At 56.7% G+C, this 17113-nt stretch carries 15 protein-coding genes and 1 pseudogene; 8 read left to right on the top strand and 8 right to left on the bottom strand.

What is annotated here, in order from left to right:
- Positions 1-3 precede the first annotated feature (3 nt).
- Complete coding sequence (locus ACGHP5_RS14920) at positions 4-198, bottom strand: hypothetical protein (RefSeq protein WP_390567493.1); 195 nt, start codon at positions 196-198, stop codon at positions 4-6.
- A 109-nt stretch (positions 199-307) separates the two neighbouring features.
- Between ACGHP5_RS14920 and ACGHP5_RS14915 the strand changes: the two genes are divergently transcribed.
- From ACGHP5_RS14915 to ACGHP5_RS14905, 3 genes are all read left to right on the top strand, one after another.
- The gene (locus tag ACGHP5_RS14915; protein ID WP_290534097.1) at positions 308-679 is read left to right on the top strand and encodes a CidA/LrgA family protein; all 372 of its coding nucleotides are present in this window, start codon (positions 308-310) and stop codon (positions 677-679) included.
- On the top strand, positions 672-1370 hold the full coding sequence (locus tag ACGHP5_RS14910) for an LrgB family protein (protein WP_390567491.1): 699 nt from the start codon (positions 672-674) through the stop codon (positions 1368-1370). Before ACGHP5_RS14915 ends, ACGHP5_RS14910 begins: the two co-directional genes overlap by 8 nt.
- A 171-nt stretch (positions 1371-1541) precedes the next feature.
- Positions 1542-2729 carry a pyridoxal phosphate-dependent aminotransferase gene (locus ACGHP5_RS14905; protein WP_290534095.1) on the top strand — a complete coding sequence of 396 codons (1188 nt, stop codon included), beginning with the start codon at positions 1542-1544 and terminating at the stop codon, positions 2727-2729.
- Between the two features lie 167 nt (positions 2730-2896).
- Here the strand turns inward: ACGHP5_RS14905 and ACGHP5_RS14900 are convergent, their stop codons facing one another.
- The 3 genes and pseudogenes from ACGHP5_RS14900 to purT all read right to left on the bottom strand — a co-directional run.
- A complete protein-coding gene (locus tag ACGHP5_RS14900; protein ID WP_390567489.1) occupies positions 2897-4054 on the bottom strand; it encodes an acyltransferase family protein in 1158 nt (385 codons plus the stop codon).
- A gap of 19 nt (positions 4055-4073) precedes the next feature.
- Complete coding sequence (locus tag ACGHP5_RS14895) at positions 4074-4514, bottom strand: peptidylprolyl isomerase (protein ID WP_337656756.1); 441 nt, start codon at positions 4512-4514, stop codon at positions 4074-4076.
- An 81-nt stretch (positions 4515-4595) separates the two neighbouring features.
- Positions 4596-5774, bottom strand: a pseudogene (gene purT, locus ACGHP5_RS14890) (formate-dependent phosphoribosylglycinamide formyltransferase); the annotation flags it as partial.
- A 239-nt stretch (positions 5775-6013) separates the two neighbouring features.
- Between purT and ACGHP5_RS14885 the strand changes: the two are divergent.
- Both ACGHP5_RS14885 and ACGHP5_RS14880 read left to right on the top strand, forming a co-directional pair.
- Complete coding sequence (locus tag ACGHP5_RS14885; RefSeq protein WP_390567487.1) at positions 6014-7867, top strand: PQQ-binding-like beta-propeller repeat protein; 1854 nt, start codon at positions 6014-6016, stop codon at positions 7865-7867.
- A gap of 158 nt (positions 7868-8025) precedes the next feature.
- Positions 8026-10020 (top strand): LruC domain-containing protein, encoded by a 1995-nt coding sequence (locus ACGHP5_RS14880; protein WP_390567485.1) that lies wholly within the window; start codon positions 8026-8028, stop codon positions 10018-10020.
- A 48-nt stretch (positions 10021-10068) separates the two neighbouring features.
- Here the strand turns inward: ACGHP5_RS14880 and ACGHP5_RS14875 are convergent, their stop codons facing one another.
- Positions 10069-11085 carry an acyltransferase family protein gene (locus ACGHP5_RS14875; protein ID WP_390567483.1) on the bottom strand — a complete coding sequence of 339 codons (1017 nt, stop codon included), beginning with the start codon at positions 11083-11085 and terminating at the stop codon, positions 10069-10071.
- A gap of 1090 nt (positions 11086-12175) precedes the next feature.
- On the opposite strand from ACGHP5_RS14875, the gene ACGHP5_RS14870 reads away from it, so the two are divergent.
- The 3 genes from ACGHP5_RS14870 to ACGHP5_RS14860 all read left to right on the top strand — a co-directional run bounded on the left by ACGHP5_RS14870 (position 12176) and on the right by ACGHP5_RS14860 (position 15758).
- Complete coding sequence (locus tag ACGHP5_RS14870; protein ID WP_390567482.1) at positions 12176-13246, top strand: hypothetical protein; 1071 nt, start codon at positions 12176-12178, stop codon at positions 13244-13246.
- Between the two features lie 921 nt (positions 13247-14167).
- Entirely contained in the window at positions 14168-14473 is a 306-nt protein-coding gene (locus tag ACGHP5_RS14865) for a helix-turn-helix domain-containing protein (RefSeq protein WP_295905600.1), read from the top strand.
- Positions 14466-15758 (top strand): VapE domain-containing protein, encoded by a 1293-nt coding sequence (locus ACGHP5_RS14860; RefSeq protein ID WP_390567480.1) that lies wholly within the window; start codon positions 14466-14468, stop codon positions 15756-15758. Before ACGHP5_RS14865 ends, ACGHP5_RS14860 begins: the two co-directional genes overlap by 8 nt.
- Positions 15759-15850: 92 nt before the next feature.
- Here the strand turns inward: ACGHP5_RS14860 and ACGHP5_RS14855 are convergent, their stop codons facing one another.
- The 3 genes from ACGHP5_RS14855 to ACGHP5_RS14845 all read right to left on the bottom strand — a co-directional run bounded on the left by ACGHP5_RS14855 (position 15851) and on the right by ACGHP5_RS14845 (position 17057).
- Positions 15851-16252 carry an aspartyl protease family protein gene (locus ACGHP5_RS14855; protein ID WP_390567478.1) on the bottom strand — a complete coding sequence of 134 codons (402 nt, stop codon included), beginning with the start codon at positions 16250-16252 and terminating at the stop codon, positions 15851-15853.
- The gene (locus ACGHP5_RS14850) at positions 16249-16557 is read right to left on the bottom strand and encodes a hypothetical protein (RefSeq protein WP_390567476.1); all 309 of its coding nucleotides are present in this window, start codon (positions 16555-16557) and stop codon (positions 16249-16251) included. Before ACGHP5_RS14850 ends, ACGHP5_RS14855 begins: the two co-directional genes overlap by 4 nt.
- A gap of 176 nt (positions 16558-16733) precedes the next feature.
- Positions 16734-17057 carry a hypothetical protein gene (locus ACGHP5_RS14845; protein ID WP_390567474.1) on the bottom strand — a complete coding sequence of 108 codons (324 nt, stop codon included), beginning with the start codon at positions 17055-17057 and terminating at the stop codon, positions 16734-16736.
- Between the last annotated feature and the right edge of the window lie 56 nt (positions 17058-17113).

Genomic DNA, 17113 nt, shown 5'->3' with positions numbered 1-17113 from the left:
GGATTACATCGTCGCAGCCATCGGGCTGGCGGTCGCGGCCGTCGTCGCGAGGCGGCTGTGGTGCTTCGTCAGCGGACGGCGGCGGGGAGGATGCGCATCGTGCGCGTCGGCGCAATGCCCGCTCAAGAAGCGCACCGGCAGGAATTGATTCGCCGGACACGGGCTGCGCCGGGGAGATTCTCCGAATAAATTTGGCATTGCCCCCGGCATGCACTATATTTGTCACCGCAAACGGCGGCAGGGTTCCGGGACCGGCTGAAAAGTCCGGTCCCGAACGTTCAAGGCCCGCCGCCAAAGTCGAACGACGATGACAGGACTTTTTCAGATTCTGCTTTTCTGGCTCATAGGCAATGCGTTGAGCCTTATCACCGGAGGTTACGTGTCGGGCAACATCATCGGCATGATCCTGCTCTTTGCTGCGCTGTGCCTGCGCTGGGTGCGGGCCGAGACGGTGCGTCCCGCGGCGCGGTTTCTGCTGGGGGCCATGGCGCTCTTTTTCGTGCCCTACGGCGTGGGGCTGATGGACTCCTACCGGGTGATCCTCGAAAACCTCTGGGCCATCCTCGTCTCGGGAATCGTCTCGACGATCCTCGTGCTGATCATCGCCGGCAAAACCTTCCAGAGCCTGAACCGCCGCGCCCGCCTGCGGCACATCAAACACCTCCGCCACGATGCCTGACGCCTCATTCCTCTCCTCGGACCTCTTCCTGCTGACCCTCACCGTGGGGCTTTACTGCCTCGGAGGGATGATCTACCGCCGCACGCGGCTGCCGCTGCTGCATCCCGTGCTGCTGACGTTCGTCGCCGTGATCGTCTTCCTGCGCTGCGCCGGAATCGGCTACGAGCGTTACCGCGACGCCACGGGCATCCTCAATTTCGCCCTCGGCATGTCGGTCGTAGCGCTCGGATACCTGCTCTACGAACAGTTGGAACGTCTGCGCGGAAGCCTGCTTCCCGTGGGCATAGCCACGCTCGCGGGATGCGTCGCCGGGGTGTTGAGCGTCGTCTATATAGCCATGGCATTCGGCGCCGAACGCCAGATTCTCAACTCCATAGCCCCCAAATCGGTCACGGTGCCCATCGCCGTGTCGGTCGCCGGACCGCTGGGCGGCAACGTCTCGGTGACGTCGGTCGTGGTCTTCTGCGTGGGGATTTTCGGCAGCATCTTCGGCGAATGGATCCTGCGCCGCTGCGGGGTCCGCGACCCCGAGGCACGGGGGTTCGCCCTCGGAGCCGCCGCACACGGCATCGGAACGGCCCGCGCCATCGAAATAGGAGCCGCCGAAGGTGCTTTGAGCGGTCTGGCCATGGCCCTGATGGGGCTGGCGACGGCGCTGCTCATGCCGCTGATGGAGAAATATCTGTATTAGATGCAAGGCTCCATGCGCGTGCGGCGAAGCAACGGGGCGCGGAGATCAATCCGGTTCGCCGTGCGGCGCAGACCGGGGAATTAATTCTTAAATTTTAATTCTTAATTTTTAATTTTATTGATTATTTCCCTATCTTTGCCCGGAAGCATAATCCCAAACACACTTGATACTATGGCAAAAGCAGTCAACATCGCCCGTTCACACCGGTTGGACGGCATCGGAGAGTACTATTTTTCGCGCCGTCTGCGCGAGATCGCCGAGATCGAAGCGGCCACCGGCCGCCAGATCGTAAAACTGGCCATGGGCAGCCCCGACCTGCCGCCCCACCAGTCCGTGATCGACCGCCTGGCGAAAGAGGCACAGCGCCCCGACGTGCACAAATACATGTCTTATCAGGGTGAACCCATCCTGCGAAAGGCTTTTGCCGACTGGTACAAGAAATGGTACCGCACCGAACTGGACTTCAAGTCGGAGGTGCTGCCGCTGATCGGTTCGAAGGAGGGTATCATGCACATCTGCATGACGTTCCTCAATAAGGGCGACAAGGTCCTCGTCCCGAACCCCGGCTACCCCACCTACTCGGCGGCCGTGCGTCTGGCGGGCGGCGAAATGCTCCCCTATGCGCTGAACAAGCAGACCGACTTCTACCCCGACTTCGAGGCGATCGAAAAGGCCGGGCTGGACGGTGTGAAGATGATGCTCGTCAACTATCCCAACATGCCGACGGGACAGACCCCCTCGATGGAGCTGTTCCAGAAGATCGTCGACTTCGGAGCCAAGCACAACATCCTGATCGTGCACGACAACCCGTACAGTTTCATCCGCAATGCCGAGCACCCGATCTCGATCATGGAGGCCGAGGGCGCGAAGGACGTGGCGCTGGAGATGAACTCGCTGTCGAAAGGCCACTCGATGGCCGGCTGGCGCGTGGGTGTCGTCGTGGGCAAGGAGGAGTGGATCAAATCGATCCTCACCTTCAAGTCGAACATGGACTCGGGCATGTTCTACCCCATTCAGGCCGCTGCCGACACGGCGCTGGCGCTGGGCGAGGAGTGGTTCAAGGAGCTGAACGACATCTACTACGGCCGCGAGAAGCAGGCCTACGAACTGCTCGACGCGCTGGGATGCCGCTACCGCAAGGGACAGGCCGGCCTGTTCGTGTGGGCCGAGCTGCCCGAGGGCTACGAGGGCGACAGCTTCGCGTTCTCGGACGAGGTGATGGAGAAGACCGACGTGTTCCTGACCCCCGGCGGCATCTTCGGGTCGGAGGGCAACGGCTACATCCGCATCACGCTCTGCTGCCCCGAGGCGCTGCTGAAGAAGGCCACCGAGAAGATCAAAATCGCCTTCGCCAAGTAGGCACGGAATTACGGCTTTACAGACACAGCCGCCCCGAAGGGCGGCTGTTTTTCGTTCGCGCCTCTCCCCCGGCATCTCTGCGCGTCGAGCGGAAGCCATTCGCCGCAAAACAGGAAGGTCCCCTCCAGAGAGAGGGGACCTTCCCGTATGGCGGAACGAACCGCAGCCTACTTCATCAGCCAGCGGCGCTTGAGCCATTCGCGGACGGGCAGGTCGTAGAGTTTCAGGCAGGCCCAGGCCAGACCGACGGCAAGCAGGAAAATCGCGACGTTCACGAAAATGCCCGTGCCGAGCGGGGCGTCGGGATTCCCGGCCACCCAGGCCATCTGCATATAGACCAGCGGGTAATGGGTGATGTAAAGCGGGAAGGAGATTTCGCCGAGGAACGTGCAGACGGCCACCGACCGGGCGCCGGCGACACGGCTTCCGGCCCCCATCGAGACGATCAGCGGGAAGACGAACAGGATGACCAGCGCCTGGTAGCCGCCGTCGATCCACGGGGTCGAAACGCTTCCGACATGAGGCATGACCAAAGCGGCCGCGATCAGCAGCGAGCACCACCAGAATCCGCCCCGCACGCGGATCGCCGCGCCGAGGCGCGAGAGCAGAAGGCCCGCGAAGAAGGGGTACAGCAGACGCGAGAAGCCGATGTAAATTTGTGTCGGATTGACGCTCCAGCCGCCGATGACGGTGTAGGCCGCGGAACGGTCGGCGGGAAGCAGACCGAAAAGATCGAGGTTCAGCGTGAGGTCCAGCGTCAGCACCGCGGCCCCGGCCACGAACAGCCCCAGCACGAATTTCGGGAAGCGCCGGATGACGAGGGCATAGAGGATGTTGGCGATGTATTCGTAGAGCAGCGACCAGGAGGGGCCGTTCAGCGGGTTGGTCTCGCCCCAGCCGCGGATGTCCCATGACGGCAGCGCGGGCAGCATCGTACAGCCCAGCAGGCAGATCAGCAACACCTTCCACCACTGTACGCCGGCGATCACCGGGAAGGCCGCGGCCCCGAAGTAGAAGAACAGCGCGCCGATGAGAGACCCCATGATGACCATCGGATGCAGGCGCACCAGGCGGCGCTTGAAGAAGTCCTTGAGGGACATGCGGTTCCAGCGGTCGTCGTAGGCATAGCCGATCACGAAGCCCGAGAGCACGAAGAAGAAGTCGACGGCCAGATAGCCGTGGTTGAGCACCTGGTAGGCAGGGCCTTTGGAGTAGGTTTCCAGCAGGTGGAAGGCCACCACGATCATCGCCGCCACGCCGCGCAGTCCGTCGAGGATCTCGTAGCGCGGTTTCGAGGCCAGATAACCGGTTGCAGTCGCAGACATGGGAATCGGATGGGATTCGTTACTCCTCGACGATGCGGATCGAAAGGATCTTGTCGCCCGGGCGGATGTCGTCGATCACGTCCAGCCCTTCGATCACCTGCCCGAAGCAGGTGTGGCGGCCGTCGAGATGCTGGGTGTTCTCGCGGTTGTGGCAGATGAAGAACTGCGACCCGCCCGTGTCGCGCCCGGCATGGGCCATCGACAGCACGCCGCGGTCGTGGCGCTGGCGCGGGGCCGACGTTTCGCACTTGATCGTGTAGCCCGGGCCTCCCGTGCCGTCGCCCCTGGGGCAGCCGCCCTGGATCACGAAGCCGGGAATCACACGGTGGAAGGTCAGCCCGTCGTAGAAGTTGTGTTCGGCCAGCTCGACGAAGTTGGCCACGGTTCCGGGGGTCTCGTCGGCATACAGCTCGGCTTTCATCGTCCCCTTCTCGGTCGAAATGATTGCGTACTTTTTCATGGATAGCATGTTTTATGGTCCGGCACCGGCAGAACGGCCTGCGGAAACCGCGGCCGAGCGGCCGGTGAGCCGGCGTTGTCGTTATTCGGTGACTTTCACTTTTGCGGCGGCGGCGCAAACCCGTTCGCGCAGGGCTTCGAGGCTGCTGCCGTGGGGTTCGTAGCCCACGACGACGCCCATGCGGCGGTTCACGCGCGCCGAGGGCTTGCCGAAGATGCGGATGTCGGTGCGGGGGTCTCCGGCGACGGCCTCCCCCACGCCCTCGTAACGCGGCGCGGAGGTCTCCACGCCCGAGAGGATCACCGCGCTGGCGCCCATGCGCTCGAAGGTGACCGCCGGAATGGGAATCCCCAGCACGGCCCGCAGATGCAGTTCGAACTCATTGAGGTTCTGCGTCCCGGCCAGCGTCACCATGCCCGTGTCGTGCGGACGGGGCGACAGTTCGGAGAAATAGACCCCGTTGTCGCGGCTCAAGAAGAACTCCACGCCCCACAGCCCGGCCCCGGTGAGTGCCCCGGTGACGGCGGCGGCCATGCGCTGCGCCTCGGCGAGGTGTTCGGGCGCGACCTCGGGCGACTGGAAACTCTCGCGGTAGTCGCCGCCCTTCTGCACGTGGCCTATCGGCGGGCAGAAAAGCGTCGGGCCGTCCTTCTGGGTGACGGTCAGCAGCGTGATCTCGCTGTCGAAGCGGATGAACTCCTCGATGATCAGTTCGCGGATGTCGCCGCGCGACCCTTCGCAGCCGTAGTGCCAGGCGCGCTCCAGCTCGTCGGGACCCTTGACCAGCGACTGGCCCTTGCCCGAGGAGGACATCAGCGGCTTGACCACGCACGGGAAACCGATCTTCGCGGCGGCCTCGCGCAGTTCGCCGAGCGACGCGGCGTAGTAATACCGCGCCGTCTTCAGTCCCAGTTCCTTCGCCGCGAGGTCGCGGATGGCCTTGCGGTTCATCGTGAAGTTCACGGCCCGGGCGCTCGGGACGACCTGGGCGCCCGCCCGCTCGAAATCGTAGAGCCGCTCGGTGCGGATGGCCTCGATCTCGGGAACGATGATGTCGGGACGGTGTTTTTCGACCGCCGCAGCCAGCGCGTCGCCGTCGAGCATGTCGAAGACCTCCGCGGCGTCGGCCACCTGCATCGCGGGAGCGCCCGCATACTTGTCGCACGCCACGACGGTCTGTCCCAGCCGCTGCGCCGCAATCGTGAACTCCTTGCCCAGCTCGCCGGAGCCCAGAAGAAGAATGGTTTTCATATCAGCATGTAGTTTAGTTACAGTATCGTTTAGTCCTCATGGTCAATCACCTGCGGCCTTTGGCCACATTTGCAAATCTGACCCTCCCCTAAATCCCCTCCTCGGAAGGGACTTATCGCATGCGACCGGATTGTCAACCAAAATGCGGGCACCGCTTATCGGGAATAGTCCCCCTGTTTTTTTGCAACGCAAAGATAGCTTTTTCCGCCGAATTTCGTATCTTGTAACGACAAAACTACGCAAGCCCAATGAAATACTCCAAAATCCTGCTGTGCTTCGGTGTGCTGTGGGCGTCATCGGCATTCCCGGCCCCGGCGCCCTGCGACACGCTCCGCGTCGCTTTCCTGACCGACATCCACGTGACACCCGGCAATGCGCAGGACTCGCTGTTCCGCGTCGCGGTAGCCGAAGTCAACGCCTCGCCGTGCGACATCGTGATCTTCGGCGGCGACCTCACCAACCTGGGCAGCGATGCCGAACTGGAACATGTCCACGGGCTGATCTCACGGCTCGAAAAACCGTGGCACGCCGTGCCGGGCAACCACGAAACCACGTGGTCCGAGAGCGCCTGCACGACCTTCGCCCGGATCTTCGGTCACGACGGGCGCACCGCCTTCCGTGCCGGGGACTACCTCTTTCTGGGTTACGCCTCGGGACCTTTCATGAAGATGGCCATGGGCGCGGTGCGCACCGAAGACCTCGCGTGGCTGGCCGCGGAGGCCGCCAAGGCCCGGCCCGGCCAGCGCATCGTGAGTCTCTGCCACTACCCGCTGAACCGCGACCTCACGAACCGCGCGGAGGTGACGGCGACGCTCCGGCGGCTGGGGATCCCCCTCACGCTGTTCGGCCACTACCACCACGCTCCCTCGCTGTTCAACTTCGACTCCATAGCGGGCATTCAGGGACGCGCCCTGCGGGGCAAGAAGGACTCCGACGCGGGCTACACGCTGCTCGACTTCTGGGGCGACTCGGTCCGCGTGCGCGAAAAGGTGCTGGGCGCGGCTCCGCGCACCCGTTTCACGATCCGCATGCAGGACGACCCGCAGACGCTGGCCATCGCCTCCGACCCGATGCCCGCGGCGCCCGACTTCCATCCTCACGCGCAGTTTGTCCTCCAGGACAGCGCCACGGTCTACACCGGGGCGGCGTTCCACGGAGACCTGCTCTATTACGGCACGACGCAGGGCGTGCTGCGGGCTTACGACACGCGCCGCAACCGCGAGGTGTGGCAGAAACGCTTCGGCGGGGCGCTCTACACCACGCCCCTCGTGGCCGAAGGGCTGGTCATCGCAGGCACGACGACCGACGGACTGCGCGCCTACGACGCCCGCACGGGCCGCGAGCGGTGGCACATCGACACCCCGACGCCGATCATCGGGCAGGGACTCGTCGACGGCCGCGGCCGCGACGCCGCGCTCTACATCGGGCTGGGCAACGGCACGATGGCCAAAATCGCGGTGCGCGACGGGCGGATTCTGTGGTGTTACGACTACGGCCGCGGCCAGTCGCAGGGGCAGCCCGCGCTGGCGGACGGGAAGTTGGTTTTCGGAGCCTGGAACCGGCATCTCTACTGTCTCGACGCTGCGACGGGAAGCCTCCGCTGGAAGTGGACCAACGGCGCGAAAAGCCTCTTCCTGTCCCCGGGCAACATCGTTCCCCGGATCGCCGGAGGCCGTGTGTTCATCGACGCGCCCGACCGGGCCGTCACCTGCCTCGACCTCGCCTCGGGGAGCGTCGTATGGCGCTGCACCGACTACAAGGCTCGCGAAGCATCGGGCATGAGCGCCGACGGCAAGCGTTTCTACGTCAAGACTATGGACGGCGAACTGCTGGCTGTCGACACGGCCCCGGACGACTTCCGCCGGCTGTGGATCGCCCCCGCAGGCTTCGGCTACGACTACACGGCCTGTCCGGTGACCGTGAGCGGCGGCATCGCCTACCTCGCCGACCGCTCGGGCAATGTCGCCGCCGTGCGTGAAGACGGCACGCCGCTGTGGTGCGTCAAGTGCTGCAATTCGGCGGCGAACTTCATCGTCCCGGCCCCCGACGGCTCGCTGTGGGTGACTTTCGCCGAAGGGAAGCTCTTCCGTATACCTAAATAACTGACTTTGAAGCCGAATTTGTAAAAAACGGACCGGAAAATTTGCTTCGGTCCGTTTTTTTCGTACCTTTGTCGCACGATATAACACTTCCGCCCAAAAGCCAAACAATAAGGCCCGAAAGCGGACGCAGACAGAAAACACCTTACATGCAAACAAATATGAAAAGAGCAGTCTATACACTTTCAGCCTTGACGCTGCTGGGCAGCTGCGTCGAGAGCGTTTCGGACGACGGTCCGAAAACGACCGGTGCGGAGTTCAACAAATTCGACTTTACGACCGTGACGCCGACCACCCTTTCGGTGGATTACGGCTCGCAGGCCGAAGTCTATTTCGAAGTGTACGACGCCGAACCCGTCAAACCGAACGCCGAGGGTACGGCGTATGTGAAAGTCGAGGACATCGAGCCGTTGTACGCCGGCTACACCGATGCTCAGGGCCGTTTCTCGGCGAAAGTGGACCTTCCGGCCTACCTCGGGAAAGCCTATATCTACACACCCAACGTCCATGCGCGGACGCTGCTGACCGCCGAAAAGGACGGCACGGCCCTGACCGCTTCGGCCGTCATGCCCGAAACCGCCGCAGCCGCAGCGGTGACCCGCGCCGGCTACGAGTCGGCCGCCGTGACCGGCGACGGCTGGAAGACGTGGCTCGGAAGCTACGACAAGACCTACGGCCGGATCAACTACGAATACAAGTATTCGGGCAAGGGAATGAACCTCAAGGAGGAGAACTGGCAGCGGCTCTACACTGCGGCCAACAAGGTTTTCGACACCAACAAGGCCTGCCCCGAGGAATACCGTTCGTCGAGCGATCTCTATCTGGAGGAGCCGGCCGAGGTGGCCATCACGTTCCTGATGAGCAACACCTGCTGGAACTGCTCGATGGGTTACTACTATTACGACGCTTCGGAGCACCCCGCGTCGCTCGAAGACATACACCCCGTGATGATCTTCCCCAACACGCAGGACGGATACTGGAGCAACGACCCCAACAAAGCCCGGAAATACAGGGGCGTGGAGCGCGGAACCGCCGTGCAGCTGATGTTCTACCCGAAAATCGCCGAGAACAGCATGGAAGGCGCCACCACCACCTTCCCGAAGGGCTACCGCATCGGATTCGTCCTCGCCACCAACGCCTGGGGCAACCGGCTGCCGGGATTCACGGGTGCCAAGATGTACCGCGCCGCGACGTCCAGCGGTTTGAGCGTCAATGACAGGGGCGTCGCCTACAAGCAGCCCCGCACGGCCGTCTACCGTTACACCAACTCGTCGCTCGGCCTCAATTCGGTGATCTGCTCGTTCGAGGACTACACCACCGACGAGAATTTCAGCGACGTGATCTTCACGATGAAGTCGAACCCGGTGGATGCCGTAGTCGACATCCCGTCGGTCGACGAAAAACCCGGCGCCGACGACACCAAGCGCGAGGTGCGCCTGCTCAAGGGTATCTACGCCTTCGAGGACCTGTGGCCCAGCCGCGGCGACTACGACATGAACGACGTGATGGTGAAACTCGACTATGTGAAGACGCTCGGCAACAAGGGCATCTACGAGGAGTCGTATCTCTTCAAGACCTTCAACAACCTCGCCGGACTTGAGAACGGACTGGCCTTCACCCTCGGCGGAGCCGCCGCGTCGGCCGACCTGGAATTCTCGATCCTCCGTCCCGCCACCAAGGACGAACCGTCGCCGGAATACGAGCCGTACGCCGTCGGGCGCGATGGCAGCGTGATTCTGCTGACCCCCAACGTGAAGCAGGACATGGGCGCCACCTATAAGGTGACGGCGAAGTACGCATCGCCGATCGCCGAGGAGAAAGCCGCCGTCGTCAAGCCCTTCATCTACCGCACGGACGACGAGGACCTCACGCCGGGCCTCCGCAAGGAGGTGCACCTCCCCTTCGAAGCCCCGACCGCCAAAGCGGACCCGAAATTCTTCGGCACGAGCGACGACAAGTCCGACCCGGCTTCGGGGCGCTACTACGTGCGTGCCGAGAGCTATCCGTTCGCCTTCTTCCTTTCGGGAGCGACGGAGGTGAACCTCGCCAAACTGCTCGACCCCACGAACGAGAAGACGCCCATCGACCGGCTCTACCCCGCCTATTCGGGCTGGGCGGCATCGAACGGCGCCGACAACGCCGACTGGTACAAATAGCCGCGGCGGAGATAACGAAAAAGGCTTCCCTTTGAAGGGAAGCCTTTTTCATTGGTTACGGTTGAGCAGGTCCTTCTGGGCGACGAACTGCGGCATCAGGCGGACGATGACGGGTGTCAGCAGCAGACAGACGGCGAGCGTCAGCGCCAGCAGGGCGACCGACTGCACCCAGCCGCCGGCGAGGAACCGCGAAACGACGGGACGCAGGAAAAAGAGCAGCGGTCCGTGGACACCCAGCGTGATGATCGAATAGCGGCCCAGATAGGTGACGACCGGCACGCGCTTCACCTCCTTGCAGAGGAGCATGACGGCGAAAATCCCGGCGAAAGCCGCAAGATACACCTGAAAGAGGTTTTCCGGGTAGTCATTCGTCCGCATCCCCAGGGGCGTGGCGGTGAAATACATCGTCACGACGGCCAGCAGGATGAACAGCGGAATGAGTTTGTCGAAGCGGTGGTGCGGAAAGAGGAAAAAGTTGTAGCGGCGAATCCAGAACCCCGCGAAATAGAAAGGCAGGGCCGTCATGGCGACGTCGATGTAGAACGGCAATTCGATCCGCTCCCTGCCCAGCCAGAATCCGGCGCCGCCGATCAGCAGCGTCGCGGCGAACATGGCCGGGAGATGCTTCTCGCGCAGGTAGTGGACGATGTAGAACAGCATGTTGCAGTTGAACAGCGCGACGAGGAACCAGATCGGGGGATTGAACCGGATCAGTTCGTGACCCCGGAATACCAGCAGCAATTCGCTCCAGCGCACCGGAAGGCGGAACGTTCCGGGCAGAAGCTTCGAAATGCCGTACATCAGCAGGAACGAGCCGAGGTAGAAGACCAGGAAGGGGACGAGCAGTTTGTCGACCTTGCGGAGCAGGAAGCCCGCGAATCCCTCGTAGGACTTGAAGAAAAGTCCCGAAACGAAGAAATAGAGCGGCATGGTGAAACTCGACAGGACAGGGCCGTCTGCGAGGCCGTCGAAGGCTCCCCCGACGTGCATCATCACTACCAGCATGATACAAAGGCCTTTGGTGAGGTCTATGAAATCGATCCGCCGACCGAGCTGCTCTTCCATCGCGGCAAAGATAATGATTTCGGACCGAAATGGATTCTTCCGGCGGAAAAAATGCACGCGGTTTGTTGTCGGTTCGGATTTTTTGTATTACCTTTGGGACAAGCGATTCGTCGGAAGACGGATTCGTGAACTTTGCCGACCGAAAAATTCTGGTAAAATTTTAGACACAGGCAAAGCACAAATTTAGTCCCACGAACGTCGGCCCATGTCCGGCGTAAGAATGGGTATGACTCCTACGTTACGGGCGTGGGCCTTTTGTGCTTATAGTGTTGGGTTTACCAGAGCCTTTCGGTTATAAGCGGGGTGCGTTCCGTAACTTTTAATTTCCGGCGGGTCGCATAACTTAAATTGAAAAAGTTATGTTACCTTTGCGGATGAAAACGGTGCCATAGCCGTAACATATTCATAAGGTTAGGACAACCTTTTATACCTTATCCGGTAAACTTGCGACTGTTATAGCAATATAACAGGTTTAGGTCTGGTGTAAAACTTGTCTGAAACCCTTGTCATGCCTGCGGCCTTGCGCCGTAGGCAGGCACGGGCGTAAGGGCAGTTTACCAGACCAAGGCTCGCAAGGCCGACCGGAAGGGACTGTACCTGCGTTCCGTGCTTTTTTGCGTTCAAGCCGGAACGGGGTGCAGAAATCAACCCACTAACCCCGACACGATGTTACGGCCTTACATTCCCCAGCAGACAAGATTTTGCATCACCGACGAACTGTCGGTGCGGGTGTGTGTGTCGTCATCCGCAGTAACGGGAACGCCTGTCGTCGATAACAATCCCGCTTCAAAGGCACCTGAATCTGGTAACGGCAGGCTGTTCTCCGAACTGGGTGCGGAACATTTGAATTCTTCACGTCGAAGTTGCGTCACTTATTTTTTCTCGGCGGTTCCGCACCCGTTTTTTTCGAACAATTCACCGACAATTATTATAGAATCACCGGGGCCAACGGAGTGCCGTCCCGCCGCACAATCCGGTGCGGCGGAGGTCGATTGAACCGTTTGCGATTCCCGGCCGCGATTCGAAAGTTCCCAAATACGCAATATGACGGCGGCCGGGAATCGCTTTTTGAACCCTCTAATCACTTCCTATGCAACCACCTTTCACCCTCGGTCTTCTGGGCGGCTGCGGCAAGGGCCGCAGTACGGCGAAGTATTTCGAATCCGTCGTAAACTACTATCTGAAAACCTTTTCCCGCATCCGCTTCCTGCTTCCCGTGACTACTGCGGGCGAGCGTTCGGTGGCTTCGCATCTGCTGGAATGCAGGGCCGGCGATTCGCGGATGGAAATATATCTTATGCTTTCCAGCCGCCAATGGAGCAACTATATCTCCGGCGTGGCAAGCGACCGAGGCGAGGAGTGCTGCCGCATCATCGCCGCCGCAGATCATTGCGAGATACTGCCCGGCAGTAAAGTGATATTGTCCCAATCCGCATTGTTTCAGCTCTTCATCGAACGCTGCGACCTCATAATTTTCAACGAACACCGCGCAGGCAGGGAGGAAACCGATATGTTCGATACGCAGGTTCAGGAATCGGGGGTGCCGATTCCCGTGCAATACCGTCTCGGTGCTCCCGGATATGCCGCCATCAGCTATCCGCCCGACCGTCGGGAATACCTCGATTCGCAAAGCGTCTATTACGATCCGGCAGCGGAATACGGGCAAAGCACCTCATATATCCGGCGAAACGGATTCAGCATCCAATCGGACCGGCTTCCGATGATCTTCCTGCGCAAATGGCTCGCAGAACTCCCGACGAGATGTTACAGATACCTGATGTCCCCGGAGGACCTTTCGGCGCTGTTCTTTACGAAAGACAGGCCTAACCGCGATTGTCTGTCACTTAAAGCGTTTGCTTTCGCCTATACGACCCGGCGCGGTAAAAAGGAGGTAGCATACGGAAACGAAGCCATCAATCGCTTCATGCAGTTCCGCGAATTACTTGAACGGATCGCCGCAAAACGGGAAGAAGGAGAACCGGTAGGGCCGTTCGACCTGCTGGATTTCGGCGCTTACGACGAGGTTTTACAAACGTTTGCCATAGACGGGCGCACTCAACCGTCCGAACGTTCGGAAACTACATCGGAAGCGAATGCGCAGGACTCGATTCATAAAGGCAGAACGGCAGAAAACCGATCGGCCGACGGATGCGGCGAATAGTGCAAACGCGACGGAAAGGGGCGATAAGTGGGATTAGGCAAAGACTTTACACGCTCCGGACAGCGATCCTATATTGAAACGGGGACCGCAGTTTTTTGTCGAGTTTTGGAGGATTAAGCAAAATTATTATGTTTATGTCAACAAGGGTTATTTGACAGGACGGTTACGCAAAACAACGCATTTCGCACGATCCCAAATCGTTACCGTCAATCCCGCAAAATCTATTCAAAAATCTGATTGTCAGATTAATAAATCATATTTCTGATTTATTAAAATACATCAAAGTATCGGCCCAAGAAAATGCCGAAATGTTGAGCCAGCACCCTTTTTTTACGCAAAACAAAAATTAATACAACACTTGATACAACAACAAAACGCATCTACTCAATAATAAAGCAGATGCGTTTTACATTTGTGGAGGTGGCGGGAGTCGAACCAAACAATATATACACTGATAATCAACGATATACACAAGCACAAAAATTAACTCCCACGAAAACTCCAAGTATCTGCTATCGCGCAGACGATGTAAAATAATGCAAAATTAGGAAACATACGGCAAGGTTGCGGAAAATGTTTGGAAATGTCAAATTTTTTACAGACTTTTGCACCATCATCGTTTACAACGGGGACGATGAAAGATGCACCGGCCGTTGCGTAAGTCCGGAAAGCACAGTACCGTTATTCACGTCAGTATGGCAAAAGAAGCCGTAATTTGTCGTGGATTTTTTGTTGCCGTCGGTAACAAGGTTCTTTGACATGAGAAGAGAGCAGCCCGCTCTACTAAAAATAGGGCAATCGGAGGAATGGTCGCGCCATGCCTCGTAATGTATCACGTCGGGTAGCTCCTGACATAATACTTTAATGTTATGAAAAAATATTTTAGCAATCTAATTATTAATGACTTAACCAATTTTAATCATGAAAACGAGTAAGAATGAAACACACCAAGTAGAGCCGGTGGTTACGGGCATCTCTTCGAACGGCATATGTGCCGAGCGACTGGTGCAAACAACCAAAGAAGTAGCAATCAAGGACGATGTATATCTCGACTTAGCAGACCTTGAAAGGCTTTTGAAGGTGTCGCGCCGCACCTTGTTCAACTGGCGTGCAAAAGGTATTTTACCACTCACCGAGGTTGGTGGTAAACTTTACATCCGTAAATCCCGTCTCGATGCTATTATCGATGGCGAACCTAAGATGCAGAAAGGAGGTCGCCATGAGTAACGCATTGCAAGATTTCCAAGGAGCTGGTGATGTAGGGATTACGCCGGACGATAATCCCGGATTGGAAGCATTCTTACAAGGCGAAGCCTCGCCTACCGAGGTGGCCTCGCAACCCCAAGGCTTGCAATTAAAAACAACGGGCGGAGATACGCTCATCGAACAGATTGAATTATTTTTACGTTCCCAATGGTTATTTCGGTATAACATAGTTGCGAATAAGGCTGAATTCAAGCTAGTTAAAAAACCAGACGCCCCTTTTACTGAGATGCGAGACTTTGACTATAATAGCATTCTCCGGGATTTGAAATACGCTGATCTACAATGTTCTATGAGTACTCTGCGGATGATTTTAGCCTCAAAATTTATGCCTGAATACGACCCGTATATCGAGTATACATCTACCCTCCCGGAATGGGATGGACAGACAGACTACATCGAACGGCTTGCCAATACGGTTACAACAGGAAACCCGGATTTCTGGCAACGAGCTTTCAAAAAGTGGTTCGTTGCTATGACTGCGTCGTGGATGCAAACAGAGGTAGTGAATCACACAGCCCTTATTCTGAGTGGGGCACAAGGCGTGGGAAAAACAACATGGCTGGGCAACCTTATTCCACCACCTCTGCGGAAGTACGTTTTCGCCGGAATGATTAATGTCCGCGACAAGGACTCACAGGTAAAACTCTCCGAGTGTTGTTTGATCGTTATGGATGAGTTGGAGAATATGGGACGTAATCTGGATGCTCTGAAAGAGCTTATCACCAAGAAAGACATATACTTACGTCGTGCTTATGCTTTCACTCACGAACGATATATCCGACGAGCTTCATTTGCAGGCTCGATTAACAACAAAGATTTTCTGCATGATATTACAGGAAATCGAAGATTTTTGTGTTTTGAAGCTAAACGCATAGATTATCAAATTTTTACAGATTTAGACAAAGCCTATGCTCAAGCAATTAGTTTAGCTCAGAATGGGTTCCAATATTGGTTCTCGCAGGAAGAAATGGCCGAGCTGGAACAGAATAATGAGGAATTCCGGGCTGTAATTCCAGAAGAGGAGCAACTCATGGCCTTTTACGAACCATGCAACGATGCCGATCCTGAGGCAGTTTTTATGAAAACGACCGATATCTTAAAAAATTTGCTTCGTTTATCTGGTTTGCGCTCTTTGTCAGAACAGAAGTTAGGCAGGGTGTTGATGGCACATTTTAAACGAATAAAACGTCAAGGCCGTTACGAATATATGATAAAGACTAAAAATCAAGAAGTTACAAACCGATAAAATCGGTATTAAGGGGAGTGGCCATTATGCCTCTCCCCTATTTTTTGCTTTATGGGTAAGCAGGGTAAGCAGTCTGTAAAACTCAACCCAAATTACAACGGAAAGCGGAGTATCAGATTTTCAAAATCGAGAATCCACTTTTGCTGTTCCATGAAAGAGCATCCTAAAAGGCCATGAATCTGTATGCCCGATTCTTCTTCCACTTTTCCAAAGGCTGAGGACAAGTCCATGACTGAGAAATTAGCTTTGTATTCCTGCTCCTCCAAAGAAAAAGCCAGTTCAACAACATCTGTTGTTCGAAGTTCTCCATCTATTCCAAACTGACGCTGTTTGGCTGTTCCTCCCGAAAGTTGGAAGAACTCAGCTACTCGTCTGTCAAGGACATTGATGTTACTCCCCGTATCAAGCAAAAAACACAGGTTTTGGGCCTGTGCTTTTACGATGAGGAGGGGTAAACCTATTTGTCGCAATCCAATTAATTCTATTTTCTTCATTGTAGATGCTTGGGTAAAACTAATTTCCACGATTTATATGCAAGTTTTGGTTTCCACCTTACAGATGTAGTATCGACAATAGTGTGAACTGTTAGAGAGTCTGTGTCAAAGAAATATCCTATCTCCCCGGAATCCTCTGTCAAACAGACTGTAACTCCATACCCCGGACTCGTGTATTCATCAATGACCTCGCCTTTATCATCTTGTATTAAATATGTTTCATCATATGGTTCAAATATGTCCGCAGGATAAAATTCTGGATGGAATGTAGGATTACCATTATTATCGAAAGAGATAATTTCCATACTATAACTCCAACATGGATTATAATGTCTATGGAAATATTTTAAGACATAATAATCTTTCTCGCCATAATTAAATTGCCATACTCCACAAATTAAACCCGTAAAGTCTGAGCGCAAATTAGGTTTCCATTGCTTTTTTACAAGATTTCCATACAAATCTGTGAATTCTATATAGGTTACATAGTCAGAACCTTGACTAACTGTATCGACATCTCCACTGTAAAATCGGTATTTCCCATCCGGGGAATTTGATTGACAAAGTCCGGCAAAGAGTCTACTTCGATGTAAGAATCACATTTTGTGCGAATTTTGTCTATAATTTTGCCATATTTTAGTTTGGTCACAGAGTCTGGCCAAACCGGAGGTTTCTGGGGTATAACCAAATCTATCTGTGTAAGAACTGGCGAATTTATCAGGCTCTCACCTCTTGGTTGCTTAAGTGCTTGACCTCCACATCCAAACATCAGCAACACAATAAGTATAGACAGGTATTTTTTCATCTTTGGGTTGTCAGATTTTGCGCAGTTAGATTTTGTATATTATGGAAAAGTAAGTG

The organism is Alistipes sp. i18-0019-D1 (genome assembly GCF_042852885.1).
GTDB lineage: Bacteria > Bacteroidota > Bacteroidia > Bacteroidales > Rikenellaceae > Alistipes.
This window is presented reverse-complemented; position numbering and strand designations above follow the sequence as displayed.